The organism is Streptococcus milleri (assembly GCF_900636525.1).
In the GTDB taxonomy this organism is placed as follows: Bacteria; Bacillota; Bacilli; order Lactobacillales; family Streptococcaceae; genus Streptococcus; species Streptococcus hominis.
Map to the genome: position 1 here is coordinate 818952 of NZ_LR134288.1, position 15968 is coordinate 834919.

Sequence of the window (15968 nt, forward strand, 5' to 3'; positions counted from 1 at the left end):
GTAATGGTAGGGGAAATTCGAGCGGTCGAAAAATCTCATCTAGCTGATTGGGCTTACTTTGCTCATTTAGTTTGGAAAACAGAGAAAAAGAAATTACTAGCAGCATTTTCTGAAGGAAAATTTCCTAATGAATTTTTGTACTACATAGAAGGAGAAGCCGTTGCTTGGGTCAGCTTATCTATGCGTTCGGAGTATGTGGAAGGAGCAGAGCAACTTCCTATCGCATATATTGAAGGCATAGCGGTAGCACCTGTTTTTCAAAGACATGGTATAGCTACTCAGCTTCTTGACTTTGCTCAGTCGTGGGCGACAGAAAAAGGAGCATCTCAGCTAGCTTCAGATTGTGATATAGACAATGCAGTCAGTCAAGCTTTTCACAAGAGTGCGGGATTTGAAGAAATAAGTCGAACGGTGCATTACATGTTACATTTGGATAAGAAAGGATAAAGATTTCATGCCCGAACTACCAGAAGTAGAAACGGTACGCCGTGGTTTAGAGCGGCTGGTTAAAGGAAAAGAGATTGAAAAGGTAGATGTTCGTTATGCCAAGATGATTGGAACAGGGGCAGATGCTTTTGTCTTGGATTTACCGGGACAAAGCATCGATGCTGTTGGGCGTCGGGGCAAGTATCTGATTTTTTATTTGACGAATTGGGTGCTGATTTCGCATTTGCGCATGGAAGGAAAGTATCTTTTCTATCCTGAAGAGGTCCAGTTGACGAAGCATTCTCATGTAATTTTTCATTTTACAGATGGCAGCAACCTCGTTTATCAGGATGTTCGGAAATTTGGCACGATGGAGTTGTTGAGAAAAGAACAAATAACATCCTATTTTACTGAGCGAAAGCTAGGACCAGAACCGACTGAATCAGATTTTCATTTACTGCCATTTGAAACCGCTCTGAAAAAATCTAAGAAATTGATTAAACCTTACCTGTTGGATCAAACTTTAGTCGCGGGTCTTGGCAATATCTATGTAGATGAAGTATTATGGCGGGCGCAGATTCATCCGGCAAGAGCAGCTCAAAGTTTGACTGCTGAAGAAGCAGAGGAATTACACAAGCAGATTATTGCAGTCTTGCAGTTAGGTATTGAAAAAGGCGGTTCAACCATTCGCACCTACCGCAATGCTTTGGGAGAAGACGGAACCATGCAGGATTTCCTGCAAGTCTATGGAAAAACAGGCCAACCTTGTACTAGATGCGGTCACGAAATTGAAAAAATCAAACTAGCTGGTCGTGGAACTCACCTTTGTCCACATTGTCAAAAAATGAGGTAGGACATGGCAAAAATAATCGGAATTACAGGCGGTATTGCTTCTGGCAAATCGACAGTCACAAATTATCTTAGGCAAAAGGGCTATCAGGTCATTGATGCGGATCAGGTGGTCCATGAATTGCAGAAACCGGGAGGTCGACTTTATCAAGTTCTGTTGTCAGAATTTGGAACAGAAATTTTATTGGCAGACGGTCAATTGGATCGAAAAAAGCTAGGAGCTCTTCTCTTTAGTCGTCCCAATTTACTAGAGAAGTCCAGTCGCTTACAAAATAATATTATTCGAGAAGAATTAGCTTTAAAACGTGAGCAATTGGCAGCAACAGAAGAGCTTTTCTTTATGGATATTCCACTCTTATTTGAACAGGAGTATGAAGATTGGTTTGACCAAGTTTGGCTAGTAGATGTGAGTAAAGATACTCAATTAGAACGTTTAATGACTCGAAATAATCTTAGTCAAGAAGAGGCTCAACGACGCATAGCAGCCCAACTTTCTTTGGCAGAAAAAAGACAAAGAGCTGAAATTGTGATTGACAATAATGGTGCGCTTTCGGCTACTTTAAAGCAGGTGCAGGCATTTTTAGACAAAGAAAGAAGATGATTTTATTAAGAATCAAGTGAATTGGAAACGGAATTTATGGATTGCTTGGCTGGGGAACTTTTTTATAGGTGCTAGCCTGTCACTAGTTGTTCCCTTTATGTCTTTGTATGTGGAAGAATTAGGTGCTAGAGGCTCCATGGTTGAATTTTATTCAGGTTTGGCGGTTTCGAGCACAGCTTTGACAGCCGCTCTTTTATCTCCTGTATGGGGAAGTTTAGCTGATAAATATGGCCGCAAGCCCATGATGATTCGAGCTGCTTTTGCAATGACTTTTACCATGGGAGGCTTGGCGTTTGTGCCAAATGTATTTTGGCTCATTGTATTGAGACTGTTAAATGGGGTGTTTTCTGGTTATGTACCAAATAGCACGGCATTGATTGCTAGTCAAGCGCCTAAAAAGCACTCTGGATATGCTTTGGGAACATTGTCAACAGGTGTCGTAACGGGGACGCTGATGGGACCTCTTTTAGGAGGAATGATTGCTCAGAGTTTGGGAATGAGAAATGTCTTCCTTTTGGTTGGATTTTTCTTGTTTGTTGTTACTTTGTGGACCATTTTTGGGATAAAAGAAGATTTTCATCCTGTTTCTAAGGAAAAAGAAGTTTCGACCAAGCAACTATTTCAACGAATTCCTCAAAAATCAATCCTTTTTGGTTTGTTCATTACTAGCATGGTGATTCAGATGATTGGGCAGTCCATTTCCCCTATTTTGACACTTTATATTCGCTCTTTAGGGCAAAAAGAAAATCTGCTGCTAGTATCTGGTGCAATCGTTTCAGCTATGGGAGTTTCAAGTATATTTTCTTCTAGTTGGCTGGGAAAACTAGGAGATAAAATGGGAAATCACCGTTTGCTCTTGCTGGCTCTCTTATATAGTTTTGTAATTTATATTTTCTGTGCGAGGGCTGGTACGCCGCTTGAATTGGGAATTTATCGTTTCCTGTTTGGTCTGGGAACGGGGGCGCTTTTGCCTGGAGTTAGCTCTCTGCTAAATAAAATCACTCCCAAAGAAGGTATTTCCAGAATTTTTAGTTACAATCAAACCTTCTTTTATATTGGTGGCGTTATTGGACCGTTAATGGGGTCAGCTATTTCTGTCCATTTTGGCTATCATTGGGTTTTCTATAGTACAGCAGGCTTAGCATTATTGAATTTTTTCTTTTTATTATTTAGTTTTAGAAAGTATTTAGGAGTGAGAGAAATCAGTGCGGGTAAAGATTAATTTAAAATGTTCAAGTTGTGGCAGTCAGAATTATTTAACAAGCAAAAATATGAAGACTCATCCAGAGAAAGTTGAAGTCTTAAAGTATTGCCCTAAAGAGAGAAAAGTGACCCTACATCTTGAATCAAAATAAATTTTATGATAAAATAGATGAGATTTTAAGGAGTTTGATATGTATAATTTATTATTAACCATTTTATTGATTTTATCAGTATTTATTTTAATCGCAATTTTTATGCAACCTACAAAAAATCAATCAAGTAATGTATTTGACGCAAGTGCAGGAGATTTGTTTGAACGACCAAAAGCAAGAGGCTTTGAAGCAGTTATGCAGCGTTTGACGGGAGTGATGGTTTTCTTTTGGTTGTTGATTGCACTAATGCTGACAATCTTATCTAGTAAATAAAATGGGCTCTGACTTTGTCTTTGCCTATTTTTTCTGTAGTAGATGAGAAAAGGCAACTTAAAGTTTAGAAAACATAAGAGAAAAGGAAAGAATGAAAGAAGAAATTTTAAGCTATTTAAGAGAGAAAAAAGAAGCTAGCATAGATGAACTGGCGCAGGGATTAGGGAAAGAAAAGGCAAAAGACTTTAGAAACCTAGTTAAAACGATTTCTGAAATGGAGCGAAAACGTCAGTTGAGCTTTAGCAATGCAGGCAAAATCCAGCTTCACAAAGAAAAGCAAATGCTTACTTTGAAAGGGACCTTTCACGCCCATAAAAATGGCTTTGGTTTTGTTACCTTAAATGAAGAAGAGGATGATCTTTTTATTGGTCGCAATGATGTCAACTATGCGATTGATGGTGATACGGTAGAAGTTGCAATCACTAAGGTTGCAGATCGCAGCAAGGGAACATCTGCTGAAGCGAAGGTTATTGATGTTTTGGAACACAGCTTGAAAACAGCAGTGGGTCAGCTTATCTTAGACGAAGAGAAGCCTAAGTATGCTGGCTATATTCGATCAAAAAATCAGAAAATCAGTCAACCTATTTATATCAAGAAGCCTGCTTTGGTTTTGGATGGAACAGAGATTTTAAAAGTAGAGATTGATAAATATCCAACTAGAAAGCATGACTATTTTGTAGCTACTGTTTTAGATGTGGTCGGTCATAAGGATGATCCAGGGATTGATGTTCTGGAAGTTTTGGAGTCCATGGACATTGTGTCTGAGTTTCCAGAGAGAGTGTTGAAGGAAGCATCAACGATTCCAGAGGCGTTGTCTGAAAAGGACTTTGAAGGACGTTTAGATCTACGTAATGAAATTACCTTTACCATTGACGGGGCGGATGCGAAAGATTTGGACGATGCAGTTCATATCAAGAAGCTATCAAATGGACATTTTAAACTGGGAGTTCATATTGCAGATGTTTCTTACTATGTTCAAGAAGGTTCTGAATTAGATAAGGAAGCGCTCAATCGAGCAACATCTGTTTATGTGACGGATCGAGTAGTACCTATGCTGCCTGAACGCCTATCAAATGGCATCTGCTCGCTCAATCCTAATGTAGATCGACTGACGCAATCGGCTATCATGGAGATTGACCAAAAAGGTCGAGTTATCAAGCATACTATTACTCAAACAATCATTAAAACTACTTTTCGTATGACCTATAGCGATGTGAATGACATGATTGCAGGAGATAAGAAAAAACGAGCAGCTTTTAAAGCAATTTTACCGAGTGTTGAAGCAATGGCGGAACTTCATGCAATTCTTGAGCGGATGCGATACAAGCGCGGAGCTCTTAATTTTGATACGAAAGAAGCTAAAATTTTGGTCAATAAGACTGGGCGTCCAGTAGATATTGTTTTGCGGCAGCGTGGACTTTCGGAGCGTATGATTGAGTCCTTTATGCTAGTCGCCAATGAAACAGTGGCGGAGCATTTTGCTACGTTAAACCTGCCCTTTATTTATCGGATCCACGAAGAACCTAAGGCTGAAAAAGTACAAAAGTTTATTGACTATGCTTCTACTTTTGGCGTTCGGGTTTACGGAACTGCTAATTCTATGAGCCAATCTGCCCTTCAGGATATTATGAAAGCAGTCCACGGTCAGCCTTATGAGGAAGTGCTGTCTATGATGCTTTTGCGCTCCATGCAGCAGGCTCGTTACTCAGAGCACAACCACGGTCATTATGGTTTGGCAGCCGAGTTTTATACTCACTTTACTAGTCCGATTCGCCGTTATCCAGACCTTTTGGTTCACCGTATGGTGCGCGATTACGGGCGTTCTAAGAAAATAGCAGAGCATTTTGAGCAAGTCATTCCAGACATTGCCAGTCAGTCTTCCAGCAGGGAACGGCGAGCTATTGAAGCAGAGCGAGAAGTAGAAGCTATGAAAAAGGCTGAGTTTATGGAAGAATTTGTGGGAGAAGAATTTGATGGTATTGTGTCAAGCGTTGTTAAATTCGGTCTTTTTGTTGAACTTCCAAACACAGTTGAAGGTTTGATTCATGTAACCAAGCTGCCAGAATTTTTCCACTACAATGAACGCAATCTAACTTTACAGGGTGAAAAGTCAGGTGTTGTTTTCCGTGTCGGTCAACAGATTCACATTAAGCTAGTTCGGGCTGATAAGGCTACGGGAGAGATTGACTTTGAATACCTACCTAGTGAATATGACGTGATTGAAAAGAGAAAGCAATCCAATCGTGATAGGCGTCAACAGTCGCATCAAGATAACAGAGGACGAAGAGACAAATCTCCGAAAGGAAAAGTTCCTAGGGATAAGAAATTAAAGAAAAACAAGGGCAAGAAACCCTTTTATAAAGAAGTGGTAAAGAAAGGAAGCAAGAATGGCAAAGGGAGAAGGAAAGGTCGTAGCGCAAAATAAAAAAGCACGACACGACTATACGATTGTTGATACGATTGAAACGGGTATGGTTCTGACCGGAACTGAAATCAAAAGTGTACGGGCTGCACGAATTAACCTGAAAGACGGCTTTGCTCAAGTCAAAAACGGTGAGGTCTGGCTCAGTAATGTTCACATCGCTCCCTATGAGGAGGGCAATATCTGGAATCAAGATCCTGAACGTAGGAGAAAATTGCTATTGCATAAAAAGCAAATCCAGAAATTAGAGCAGGAAACCAAAGGAACTGGAATGACTTTGGTTCCCCTCAAAGTTTATCTTAAGGACGGTTATGCCAAGTTACTTTTAGGATTGGCTAAAGGGAAACACGACTATGACAAGCGTGAATCCATTAAACTTCGTGAGCAAAATAGAGACATTGCTCGGACGATGAAGGCTTATAATGTGAGATAATATACAAGATGTAAAAATCGGAAGTTGTTTCCGATTTTTTAGTAGTTCGAGGTAGTTGATTGGTCAATCTTTATCAAAAACCCTTTTCTAACATGGCAAAAGCTGAGAAATTTTTTCAGCTTTTTATTTGTTTTACGAATAAATAGATAAAGCAAATTTTCATTCAACTTAGGAGGAAAGATGTTAGAGACAATCATTGAAAAGATGAAAGAGTATAAAATTTTGATTGGTTTAAGTTTGATTGGTTTGATAATAGCAGGATTTTTTATGATAAATGGTCAATCTAGTAGACAATCAAATGTAGCAGAGCTCGCACAGGAAACAGTTACGAGTTCGGAGGCAGAATCAAAAGAAATTTCAACTAGAACGAAGAAAAACTCACAGAAAGAAAAAGCAGAGACTCAAACGAGTTCAAGTGAAGAATCAGAATTTTTAACCGTAGATGTCAAGGGTGCAGTCAAAAATCCAGGTATTTATCAACTGAAAAAGACTAGCCGTATCAATGATGCGATTCAAAAAGCAGGTGGTTTAACGACAGACGCTGACAGCAAGTCTATCAATTTGGCGCAGAAACTAACGGATGAAGCTGTTGTTTATGTGGCAACTATGGGTGAGAATGCGGCGAGTGTTTCAAGCAATACAGGACAATCTTCAACATCAGGAACTAGTGAAGTCGCATCGCAAAAAGGGAATAAGGTCAATCTAAATACAGCTGATTTATCTGAGTTGCAGACCATTTCTGGTATTGGTCAAAAACGCGCGCAAGATATTTTAGATTATCGGGAGGCAAACGGGAAATTTAATTCCGTTGATGACCTGAAAAATGTATCAGGAGTAGGTGCTAAAACACTAGAGAAATTGAAAGAATATGTCACAGTGGATTAAAAGATTTCCGATTAAGCCGATTTACATTGCTTTTTTGCTCGTCTGGTTGTATTTTGCAATCTATCAAAGTAGCTGGTTAGGCTGGTTGGGTTTTATCTTTCTGGTGATTTGTCTTTTTCGCTTTTATTCACCGAAAGAATGTTTCATGACCTTCATGATTCTAATTTGTTTTGCTGGTTTTTTCTTTATTCGCAGGGAAATGGTAGAGCAGAAGACGAAAGTAGAACCTTCTCCCATAAGACAAGTGGCAGTTCTACCTGACACGATTAAGGTAAATGGTGATTCGCTTTCTTTTCGTGGTAAAGCTAATGGGCAGACTTATCAAGTTTACTACAAATTGAAATCAAAGGAAGAACAGTTGGCTTTTCAAAATCTCTCTAGTCTGGTTACATTGACTGTTGAAGGGGAATTTGAAATCCCTGAGAAGAAGCGTAATTTTGCTGGTTTTGATTACCAATCCTATTTAAAAACGCAAGGGATTTATCGAATTTTAAAAGTGGATACCATTTTATCGAGCCAAGATAGAATCAGCTTGCACCCTTTTGAGTGGCTTTCTAGCTGGCGAAGAAAAGCACTGGTATTTATCAAGAACCATTTTCCAAATCCGATGAGTAATTACATGACAGGACTCTTATTTGGTGCCTTGGATACAGACTTCGATGAAATGAACAATCTTTACTCTAGCTTGGGGATTATTCATTTATTTGCGCTGTCTGGCATGCAAGTTGGTTTATTTATGGAGGGTTTTCGTAAGTTGCTGTTAAGGCTGGGGCTTACACAGGAAATGGTCCATAAATGCCAATATCCATTTTCTTTCTTCTATGCGGGAATGACTGGATTTTCAGTATCCGTTGTACGGAGCTTAGTTCAGAAATTACTGTCGCAACATGGTATCACTAAGTTAGATAATTTTGCTTTAACGATGATGATATTGTCCTTGATTATGCCTTCCTTTCTTTTAACGGCCGGAGGAGTTCTCTCTTGCGCCTATGCTTTTGTTATTAGTGTGATAGATTTTGAAAGTCTGACTTCTTGGCGAAAGATTGTTGTAGAGAGCAGTGTCATTTCGCTTGGTGTTTTACCGATTCTAATCTTTTATTTTGGTGAATTTCAACCTTGGTCTATTTTGTTGACATTTGTTTTTTCACTGATTTTCGATACAATGATGCTGCCAGGCTTGACGTTGATTTTTCTTTCTTCGCCTTTGATAAAGCTAACTCAGGTCAATTTTCTATTTGAAGGGTTAGAAAATAGCATTCGTTGGATAGCAAGTGTCTTTGGCAGACCAATCGTTTTTGGGCAACCCAGTCCGCTTTTGCTGATTGTTATGCTACTTGTACTGGCTATTTTGTATGATATTAGAAAAAATAAAAAATGGGTAATATTTCTTAGTCTGCTTCTTTCATTACTCTTTTTCATAAATAAATTTCCCTTGCAAAATGAGATCACAATGGTTGATGTTGGGCAGGGAGATAGTATTTTTCTGAGAGACTGGAAAGGACGAAATGTATTGATTGATGTTGGGGGACGTGAGGAAATTAGAACAAAAGAAGCTTGGCAAAAACGAGCGACTAGCTCAAATGCAGAGAAAACTTTGATTCCTTACTTAAAAAGTCGTGGCATAGATACGATTGATGCTTTAGTCTTAACAAATCCTAATCCAGATTATGCAGGAGATGTATTAGAAGTTGCTAAAAAATTTGCAATAAAGAAAATTTATATTTCCAGAAGTAGTCTAAGCAATGCAGATTTTCTAGAGAAATTAAGGAAAATAAACACATTCATTCATGTTGTAAAACAAGGCGACAAACTTCCTATTTTTGATTATCATTTGCAAGTTCTTTCGGGTGCTAGCAAGAACGACCATTCGATCGTTTTATATGGTCAGTTTTTCCGTACAAGATTTTTATTTGCGAGCGACTTGAAAGAAGAGGGCGAAGCAAAGTTAATGCAGCATTATCCAAAGTTGAAAACAGATGTTTTGAAAGTCGGACAGCATGGAGCCAAGGACTCATCAAGTTCAAAATTTTTACAACAAATAGAACCAACGGTCGCTCTCATTTCTGTTGGGAAAAATAATCAATCTAAGCAACCAAGTCAAGATATAATAGAGCGATTTGCACAATTGCCTGCTAAGGTCTATCGGACAGATGAACAAGGGGCAGTTAAATTTTCAGGGTGGACAAACTGGCGATTAGAGATGGTCAAGTAATTGTTCTCTAAAAATTAATTTCCGTTGATTTATTAGGAAAAGTATGGTATTCTATTAAAAATTTAAAAATTAGGAGATTTATGATGTTTACCGCTTATAAAAAATTTTGGACTCACTATGCTGATTTTGAAGGAAAATCAACTAGATCTGACTATTGGTGGTCTGTTTTATGCAATGCTTTAATTACCCTTCCATTTGTGATAATAGCTTTTGGAGCGATTATGACAGCGATTTTCAGTGCTATTCAACAAGCAGCTTACTATGAAGGAGGGAGTGGTTTTGATCCAAGCGTCTTTATAGCTGGATTAGGTTCTACACTTTTCGTCTTTGTTTTATTGAGTTTATTTGGGATAGCAACTTTAATCCCAAATTTGGCGATTATTGTGCGTCGTTTGCGGGATGCTGGCTATCATTGGGCATTTATCTTTTTATATGCAGGTCCTATACTTTTGATGTGGGTTCCAATTTTAAATATTTTGGCTGCCGTTGCTATGTTACCATGTTCTATCGCTCTAATTGTCCTACTTTGTATGCCAACTAAAGTACAACCTATGGTTTACCAAGGACAATTTACAACGCAACAAGTACAACCTCAGCAACAACCTGTTCAAGCACAACAATTTACTCAACCACAAGAACAAGCAGTTGAACCTGAAATAACACCAACTCAACCTCAACAAGAATCTGCGATTACCACTGAAACTCCAGAACAAGTTGTTCAATCAGATGAGAAAGAGTTGGATTCAGCTTTCTCTGAAGATAACTAAACTAGAAATGCTCCAATAAATGTATTGGGGTGTTTTTTAGAAATGACGATTTTTTTAATAACATTTTTAGGATTTACTCCTGAATAAGCCAATCTTATATCTCATTTATCCCATTAGAAAAATGACCTATTCAAGCCAATTTTTAGTCTTTATTTGGATCGTTGTGATAATCAATGATAAGGCAAATGATAGCAATCGCAAAAATAAATAATCCAAATCCGATAATAGTTTTTATTATGATATTTGAAAAGTAAAATAAAGCAATAATCAAAAGTAAAAATACAATAAACCAAGACCACATAATAAACTTCCTTTCTGCCTTCATTATAACACAGGTGAATCTTTTTATATTATTTGAGATAATGTATATCGTCTGTAGAGAGTTATGTTAGATTTCTTTTGAATGTAGGTTTAAACGTTGAAAAGAAGTACTACTTTTCTTTCACTAAAGCAATTGATTTCTACACAAAAAGTCAGCTAAATGAAGGAAAATTTGGTATGATAAAGATAATTATGTAGCTAGGAGAATGACCATGGAAAATAAGGTACGCTATAATTGGGCAACTTTAGGTACAGGTGTGATTGCTAATGAATTGGCACAGGCTTTGCAGCAGCTAGGTGGAAAGCTCTATTCTGTTGCTAACCGAACACATCAGAAAGGCTTGGACTTTGCACAAAAATACGGTATTGAAAAAGTTTATGATCAGATTGATGACGTATTTAAGGACGAAAATGTGGATATTATTTACATTTCCACGCCACATAATACGCATATTGATTTTTTACGAAAAGCATTAAAAAACGGAAAACATGTTCTATGCGAGAAGTCCATTACGCTCAATTCAGAAGAATTGGAAGAAGCGGTTTTATTAGCCGAACAAGAACATGTCGTTTTGGCAGAAGCGATGACGATTTACCACATGCCAATCTATCGACAATTGAACAACATCATTTCCAGTGGTCAATTAGGTGATTTAAAAATGATTCAAATGAACTTTGGTAGCTACAAAGAATATGATATGACAAATCGTTTCTTTAATCGTCAGCTTGCTGGCGGTGCACTGTTAGATATTGGCGTGTATGCCTTGTCATTTGTTCGGTGGTTTATGACATCTAGCCCTAACCAAGTCCTTTCGCAAGTGAAATTTGCACCAACGGGTGTCGATGAGCAAGCAGGGATTCTTCTAATGAATGCCGAAGGAGAAATGGCGACTTTGACCTTGAGCCTCCATGCTAAACAGCCCAAGCGTGGAACAATTGCTTATGATAAGGGCTACATTGAAATGTATGAATATCCTAGAGGGCAAAAGGCGGTCATTACTTATATTGAAGATGGGCATCAAGAAATCATTGAAACGGGAAAGACGAGCGAAGCTTTAATGTATGAAGTTCTTGATATGGAAGCAGCAGTAGTTGGTGACAAAAATGAGATGTATTTGGATTATAGTCGTGATGTCATGAAAATCATGACGGATTTGCGAAAAGAGTGGGGCATGACTTATCCAGAGGAAGAAAAATAACGATATAGAACAGGAGAAACAATGGAACATTCAGCTTGGCATAGTTTGATTAAGCAGCAATTGCCTGAAGGGTATTTTGGTAAAATCAATTACTTTTTAAATCAAGTTTATTCATCAGGCACAATCTATCCACCGCGTGAAAAAGTTTTTAATGCGATTCAAACGACGGATTTAGCAGATGTAAAAGTAGTGATTTTGGGGCAAGATCCCTATCATGGTCCGCGTCAAGCGCAAGGGCTGAGCTTTTCAGTACCAGATGATATTCCGGCACCGCCTTCTCTTCAAAATATTTTGAAAGAATTGGCAGATGACGTTGGAATGAAAGAATCTCATGATTTGACACCATGGGCACGGCAAGGAGTCTTGCTGCTGAATGCCAGTTTGACTGTTCCTGCTGGGCAAGCAAACGGGCATGCTGGTCAAATCTGGGAACCGTTTACGGATGCTGTGATTAAGGTTGTCAATGAAAAAGATACACCCGTTGTTTTTATTCTCTGGGGCTCTTATGCACGCAAGAAAAAAGCCTTGATCACTAATCCTAGACATCTCATTTTAGAATCTCCTCATCCGAGTCCTCTCTCAGCTCATCGTGGATTTTTTGGTAGCAAACCTTTTTCTAAAACAAATGCCTTTCTAACGTCTCAAGGGATAGAACCGATAAATTGGTTATTGTAAGTAGTTTTATATAGTGGTATTTTTGAAAGGAGAAAAATGGTTAAATTAGCAACGATTTGCTACATTGACAACGGCAAAGAATTTTTATTGCTACATCGAAATAAAAAGCCTAATGATGTCCATGCTGGTAAGTGGATTGGTGTTGGGGGTAAGTTAGAGAAAGGTGAAACGCCGCAGGAGTGCGCTGTAAGAGAAATCTTAGAAGAAACAGGCTTGCGAGTCAATAAACCAGTATTAAAAGGTATTATCACGTTTCCAGATTTTACACCTGATAATGATTGGTACACGTACGTATTTAAAGCGACAGAATTTGAGGGAGAACTGATTGACTGCGATGAAGGTACTTTGGAATGGGTACCTTATGAAGAAATCTTATCCAAGTCAACTTGGGAAGGAGATTATACGTTTCTATCTTGGATTTTAGAAGATAAACCATTCTTCTCGGCTAAATTTTCCTATAAAGGGGATAAATTAGTGGAGAGTCATGTTGATTTTTATGGAGAATAAGGAGAAAAGTACATGTTGTTAATTAAAAATGGTCGTGTCATGGACCCTAAGTCTGGTTTAGATCAGATTTGCGATGTTTTGGTTAAGGATAAAAAAATTCTTAAAATTGGTCAGGATTTGAAGGCAGAAAACGCTCAGGTGATTGATGCGACTGGATTGGTGGTGGCGCCAGGGCTGATTGATATTCATGTTCATTTTCGTGAACCTGGTCAGACGCATAAAGAAGACATTCATACGGGTGCTTTAGCTGCGGCAGCGGGTGGATTTACAACGGTTGTCATGATGGCAAATACCACTCCAACGATTTCAACAGTAGAGACGTTGAAAGAAGTATTAGAATCTGCCAATCATGAAAACATTCATATTAAGTCTGTTGCAACCATTACAAAGAATTTTGATGGACAGCATTTGACAGATTTCAAAGCGCTTTTGGAAGCGGGAGCTATTGGTTTTTCAGATGACGGAATTCCATTAAAAAGTACAAAAATAGTACGCGAAGCTTTGGAAGAAGCTGACCAAAATGGTACATTTATCTGCCTTCACGAAGAAGACCCAGAACTCAATGGTATCCTTGGGTTTAATGAGCAGATTGCCAAAGAACATTTTGGATTTTGCGGTGCCACAGGTGTTGCTGAATATAGTATGATTGCGCGTGACGTGATGATTGCTCATGCAACCAATACTCATATTCATATTCAGCATTTATCAAAAGCAGAAAGTGTGAAAGTCGTGGAATTCGCTCAGCGATTGGGCACTCACGTAACAGCAGAAGCAGCGCCCCAGCATTTTTCTAAGACAGAAGAGCTATTGTTGTTAAAAGGTAGCAATGCCAAGATGAACCCACCACTTCGTTTGGAATCTGATCGTTTAGCTGTCATTGAAGGACTTAAGTCTGGAGTTATTTCAGTCATTGCGACAGACCATGCACCTCATCACTCTGATGAAAAGAATGCAAAAGACATCACCAAAGCACCGTCTGGTATGACAGGTCTAGAAACGTCACTTTCGCTTGGCTTGACGTATTTGGTGGAAGCAGGTCATTTGACACTCATGCAGTTGCTGGAAAAAATGACAATTAACCCAGCGCAACTCTATGATTTTGAAGCGGGCTACCTTGCTGAGAATGGACCAGCAGATCTTACGATTTTCGATACAAATGCTGAACGCATGATAACAGAAGATTTTGCCTCAAAAGCAGCTAATTCACCATTTATCGGTGAAAAATTAAAAGGTGTTGTTCACTATACGATTTGTGATGGGCAAATTGTCTATGGAAGCAAATCATCATAACAAGCATAAGGTTGGAAGTGTTTTTCAACCTTATTGTATTTTAAATTTCTTATAATTTTTAGAAAATTTTCTGTTTATTAGGATAAAAAATGATACAATAGAGAAGTTAAAATAGTCCCGAAAAGGTAGTCAAAGGTTAAATATTAACCATAGAGACTAGTGCTTTGTAACTTTTTAACGTAAGTCTGTTTACAGATTTTCAAGTAACTTCCTAGCAATAATAGAATTTTTAGGAGGGAATATTTCATTAAAAGGGGGACATGAATATGTCAGAACGTAAACTTTTCACGTCTGAATCTGTATCTGAAGGACATCCAGATAAGATTGCAGACCAAATTTCAGATGCTATTTTAGATGCTATCTTGGAGCAGGATCCAGAAGCTCATGTGGCTGCTGAGACGGCTGTCTACACAGGCTCTGTCCATGTTTTTGGGGAAATATCCACAAATGCTTATGTGGATATTAACCGCATAGTTCGCGATACAATTGCAGAGATTGGTTATACAAAAGCTGAATATGGTTTTTCAGCAGAAACGGTGGGGGTGCATCCGTCGCTTGTTGAGCAATCACCAGATATCGCTCAAGGGGTGAATGAAGCCCTTGAAATTCGTGGAAATGCTGAACAAGATCCGCTTGATTTGATTGGTGCCGGTGATCAGGGGCTGATGTTTGGTTTTGCTGTAGATGAAACACCTGAACTAATGCCGTTGCCTATTTCTCTCAGTCACAAATTAGTCCGTCGTTTAGCAGAGGTTCGCAAATTTGGAGAAATTTCCTATCTTCGTCCGGATGCAAAATCTCAAGTAACGGTTGAATACGATGAAAACGACAAACCTATACGTGTGGATACTGTTGTTATTTCCACTCAACATGACCCAGAAGTAAGCAATGAGCAGATTCATCAGGATATGATTGAAAAGGTCATTAAAGAAGTGGTTCCAGCAGAGTATTTAGATGAAAAAAGTAAGTTTTTCATCAATCCAACTGGTCGCTTTGTTATTGGTGGTCCTCAAGGAGATTCCGGTTTAACTGGACGTAAGATTATCGTTGATACTTATGGCGGGTATGCACGCCACGGAGGAGGAGCTTTCTCTGGTAAAGACGCTACAAAGGTCGATCGTTCCGCTTCCTATGCTGCTCGTTACATTGCCAAAAATATTGTCGCTGCTGGCTTGGCCAAGAAAGCTGAAGTCCAGCTAGCCTATGCTATTGGGGTTGCACATCCAGTATCAGTCCGCATTGATACTTTTGGTACAGGTGTAGTTTCAGAAAGCAATCTTCAAGAAGCGGTTCGACAAATCTTTGACCTTCGTCCAGCTGGTATTATTCAAATGCTTGATTTGAAACGCCCAATTTACCGTCAGACTGCTGCCTATGGGCACATGGGACGTACGGATATTGACTTGCCGTGGGAAAAACTTGATAAAGTAGATGCTTTAAAAGCAGTTGTTGCAAAATAAAGAAGAAGTTAGGATACAAGTCTCTTGTTTATAAATTTTTTATGTGGCGTTTTACAATCAGCCGCAGTTGCAATCTGACTTAAAACGTATTTATTTGTGCCGATTATATTAGTGTTATCTGCAAACTCCAGCAGTTCCCTAGATTGTCGGATCTAGTTATCATTTTGTGGAGCGGGACAAAATTGATTTTTGTCCCGCTCTTTTTAGAATGCCACCAAAATAAAAGAGTTTTGTAATCGTTATATAACAAGAATGACAAGTTAAAAGAGATTTCTTTAAAAGGATAGGATTTT

General features: G+C 38.6%; 16 protein-coding genes. All 16 read left to right on the top strand.

Going from position 1 to position 15968, the window contains the following annotated elements; translation table 11 throughout:
* Nucleotides 1-3: 3 nt before the first annotated feature.
* Nucleotides 4-447, top strand: coding sequence for a GNAT family N-acetyltransferase (locus tag EL087_RS04040; RefSeq protein WP_126408143.1), 444 nt, complete (start codon nucleotides 4-6; stop codon nucleotides 445-447).
* 7 nt (nucleotides 448-454) lie between these two features.
* Entirely contained in the window at nucleotides 455-1279 is an 825-nt protein-coding gene (mutM, locus tag EL087_RS04045; protein WP_126406978.1) for a DNA-formamidopyrimidine glycosylase, read from the top strand.
* Between the two features lie 3 nt (nucleotides 1280-1282).
* On the top strand, nucleotides 1283-1876 hold the full coding sequence (gene coaE, locus EL087_RS04050; protein ID WP_049533939.1) for a dephospho-CoA kinase: 594 nt from the start codon (nucleotides 1283-1285) through the stop codon (nucleotides 1874-1876).
* 16 nt (nucleotides 1877-1892) lie between these two features.
* The gene (locus EL087_RS04055; RefSeq protein WP_185952264.1) at nucleotides 1893-3098 is read left to right on the top strand and encodes a multidrug efflux MFS transporter; all 1206 of its coding nucleotides are present in this window, start codon (nucleotides 1893-1895) and stop codon (nucleotides 3096-3098) included.
* Complete coding sequence (gene rpmG, locus EL087_RS04060; protein WP_003024746.1) at nucleotides 3082-3231, top strand: 50S ribosomal protein L33; 150 nt, start codon at nucleotides 3082-3084, stop codon at nucleotides 3229-3231. Before EL087_RS04055 ends, rpmG begins: the two co-directional genes overlap by 17 nt.
* Nucleotides 3232-3270: 39 nt before the next feature.
* The gene (secG, locus tag EL087_RS04065; protein WP_003024744.1) at nucleotides 3271-3504 is read left to right on the top strand and encodes a preprotein translocase subunit SecG; all 234 of its coding nucleotides are present in this window, start codon (nucleotides 3271-3273) and stop codon (nucleotides 3502-3504) included.
* 91 nt (nucleotides 3505-3595) lie between these two features.
* Nucleotides 3596-5929 (top strand): ribonuclease R, encoded by a 2334-nt coding sequence (gene rnr, locus EL087_RS04070; RefSeq protein ID WP_126406980.1) that lies wholly within the window; start codon nucleotides 3596-3598, stop codon nucleotides 5927-5929.
* Nucleotides 5892-6359 (top strand): SsrA-binding protein SmpB, encoded by a 468-nt coding sequence (gene smpB, locus EL087_RS04075; protein ID WP_022526922.1) that lies wholly within the window; start codon nucleotides 5892-5894, stop codon nucleotides 6357-6359. The genes rnr and smpB overlap by 38 nt, the downstream gene beginning before the upstream one ends.
* A gap of 180 nt (nucleotides 6360-6539) precedes the next feature.
* Nucleotides 6540-7244: a helix-hairpin-helix domain-containing protein gene (locus tag EL087_RS04080; RefSeq protein WP_126406982.1), complete on the top strand. Its 705-nt coding sequence runs from the start codon at nucleotides 6540-6542 to the stop codon at nucleotides 7242-7244.
* Entirely contained in the window at nucleotides 7228-9456 is a 2229-nt protein-coding gene (locus tag EL087_RS04085) for a DNA internalization-related competence protein ComEC/Rec2 (RefSeq protein ID WP_126406984.1), read from the top strand. Before EL087_RS04080 ends, EL087_RS04085 begins: the two co-directional genes overlap by 17 nt.
* Before the next feature lie 80 nt (nucleotides 9457-9536).
* Nucleotides 9537-10223 (top strand): DUF805 domain-containing protein, encoded by a 687-nt coding sequence (locus EL087_RS04090; protein WP_232008265.1) that lies wholly within the window; start codon nucleotides 9537-9539, stop codon nucleotides 10221-10223.
* Nucleotides 10224-10756: 533 nt separating this feature from the next.
* Nucleotides 10757-11743 carry a Gfo/Idh/MocA family protein gene (locus EL087_RS04095; RefSeq protein ID WP_126406988.1) on the top strand — a complete coding sequence of 329 codons (987 nt, stop codon included), beginning with the start codon at nucleotides 10757-10759 and terminating at the stop codon, nucleotides 11741-11743.
* A gap of 21 nt (nucleotides 11744-11764) precedes the next feature.
* Nucleotides 11765-12418, top strand: a complete 654-nt coding sequence (locus tag EL087_RS04100; RefSeq protein ID WP_126406990.1) for a uracil-DNA glycosylase — start codon at nucleotides 11765-11767, stop codon at nucleotides 12416-12418.
* A 36-nt stretch (nucleotides 12419-12454) separates the two neighbouring features.
* Entirely contained in the window at nucleotides 12455-12925 is a 471-nt protein-coding gene (locus EL087_RS04105; protein ID WP_003029850.1) for an NUDIX hydrolase, read from the top strand.
* Nucleotides 12926-12937: 12 nt separating this feature from the next.
* The gene (locus tag EL087_RS04110; RefSeq protein WP_126406992.1) at nucleotides 12938-14215 is read left to right on the top strand and encodes a dihydroorotase; all 1278 of its coding nucleotides are present in this window, start codon (nucleotides 12938-12940) and stop codon (nucleotides 14213-14215) included.
* A 266-nt stretch (nucleotides 14216-14481) separates the two neighbouring features.
* Nucleotides 14482-15675, top strand: a complete 1194-nt coding sequence (gene metK / locus EL087_RS04115) for a methionine adenosyltransferase (RefSeq protein ID WP_003042006.1) — start codon at nucleotides 14482-14484, stop codon at nucleotides 15673-15675.
* The last annotated feature ends 293 nt before the right edge of the window (nucleotides 15676-15968 follow it).

What these genes read in the sequence shown, in the direction of transcription:
- rnr (WP_126406980.1), top strand. Translation starts at nt 3,596, where the DNA reads ATGAAAGAAGAAATTTTAAGCTATTTAAGAGAGAAAAAAGAAGCTAGC.
- EL087_RS04090 (WP_232008265.1), top strand. Translation starts at nt 9,537, where the DNA reads ATGATGTTTACCGCTTATAAAAAATTTTGGACTCACTATGCTGATTTT.
- mutM (WP_126406978.1), top strand. Translation starts at nt 455, where the DNA reads ATGCCCGAACTACCAGAAGTAGAAACGGTACGCCGTGGTTTAGAGCGG.
- EL087_RS04100 (WP_126406990.1), top strand. Translation starts at nt 11,765, where the DNA reads ATGGAACATTCAGCTTGGCATAGTTTGATTAAGCAGCAATTGCCTGAA.
- smpB (WP_022526922.1), top strand. Translation starts at nt 5,892, where the DNA reads ATGGCAAAGGGAGAAGGAAAGGTCGTAGCGCAAAATAAAAAAGCACGA.
- EL087_RS04095 (WP_126406988.1), top strand. Translation starts at nt 10,757, where the DNA reads ATGGAAAATAAGGTACGCTATAATTGGGCAACTTTAGGTACAGGTGTG.
- EL087_RS04080 (WP_126406982.1), top strand. Translation starts at nt 6,540, where the DNA reads ATGTTAGAGACAATCATTGAAAAGATGAAAGAGTATAAAATTTTGATT.
- EL087_RS04105 (WP_003029850.1), top strand. Translation starts at nt 12,455, where the DNA reads ATGGTTAAATTAGCAACGATTTGCTACATTGACAACGGCAAAGAATTT.
- EL087_RS04085 (WP_126406984.1), top strand. Translation starts at nt 7,228, where the DNA reads ATGTCACAGTGGATTAAAAGATTTCCGATTAAGCCGATTTACATTGCT.
- EL087_RS04040 (WP_126408143.1), top strand. Translation starts at nt 4, where the DNA reads ATGGTAGGGGAAATTCGAGCGGTCGAAAAATCTCATCTAGCTGATTGG.
- metK (WP_003042006.1), top strand. Translation starts at nt 14,482, where the DNA reads ATGTCAGAACGTAAACTTTTCACGTCTGAATCTGTATCTGAAGGACAT.
- secG (WP_003024744.1), top strand. Translation starts at nt 3,271, where the DNA reads ATGTATAATTTATTATTAACCATTTTATTGATTTTATCAGTATTTATT.
- coaE (WP_049533939.1), top strand. Translation starts at nt 1,283, where the DNA reads ATGGCAAAAATAATCGGAATTACAGGCGGTATTGCTTCTGGCAAATCG.
- EL087_RS04110 (WP_126406992.1), top strand. Translation starts at nt 12,938, where the DNA reads ATGTTGTTAATTAAAAATGGTCGTGTCATGGACCCTAAGTCTGGTTTA.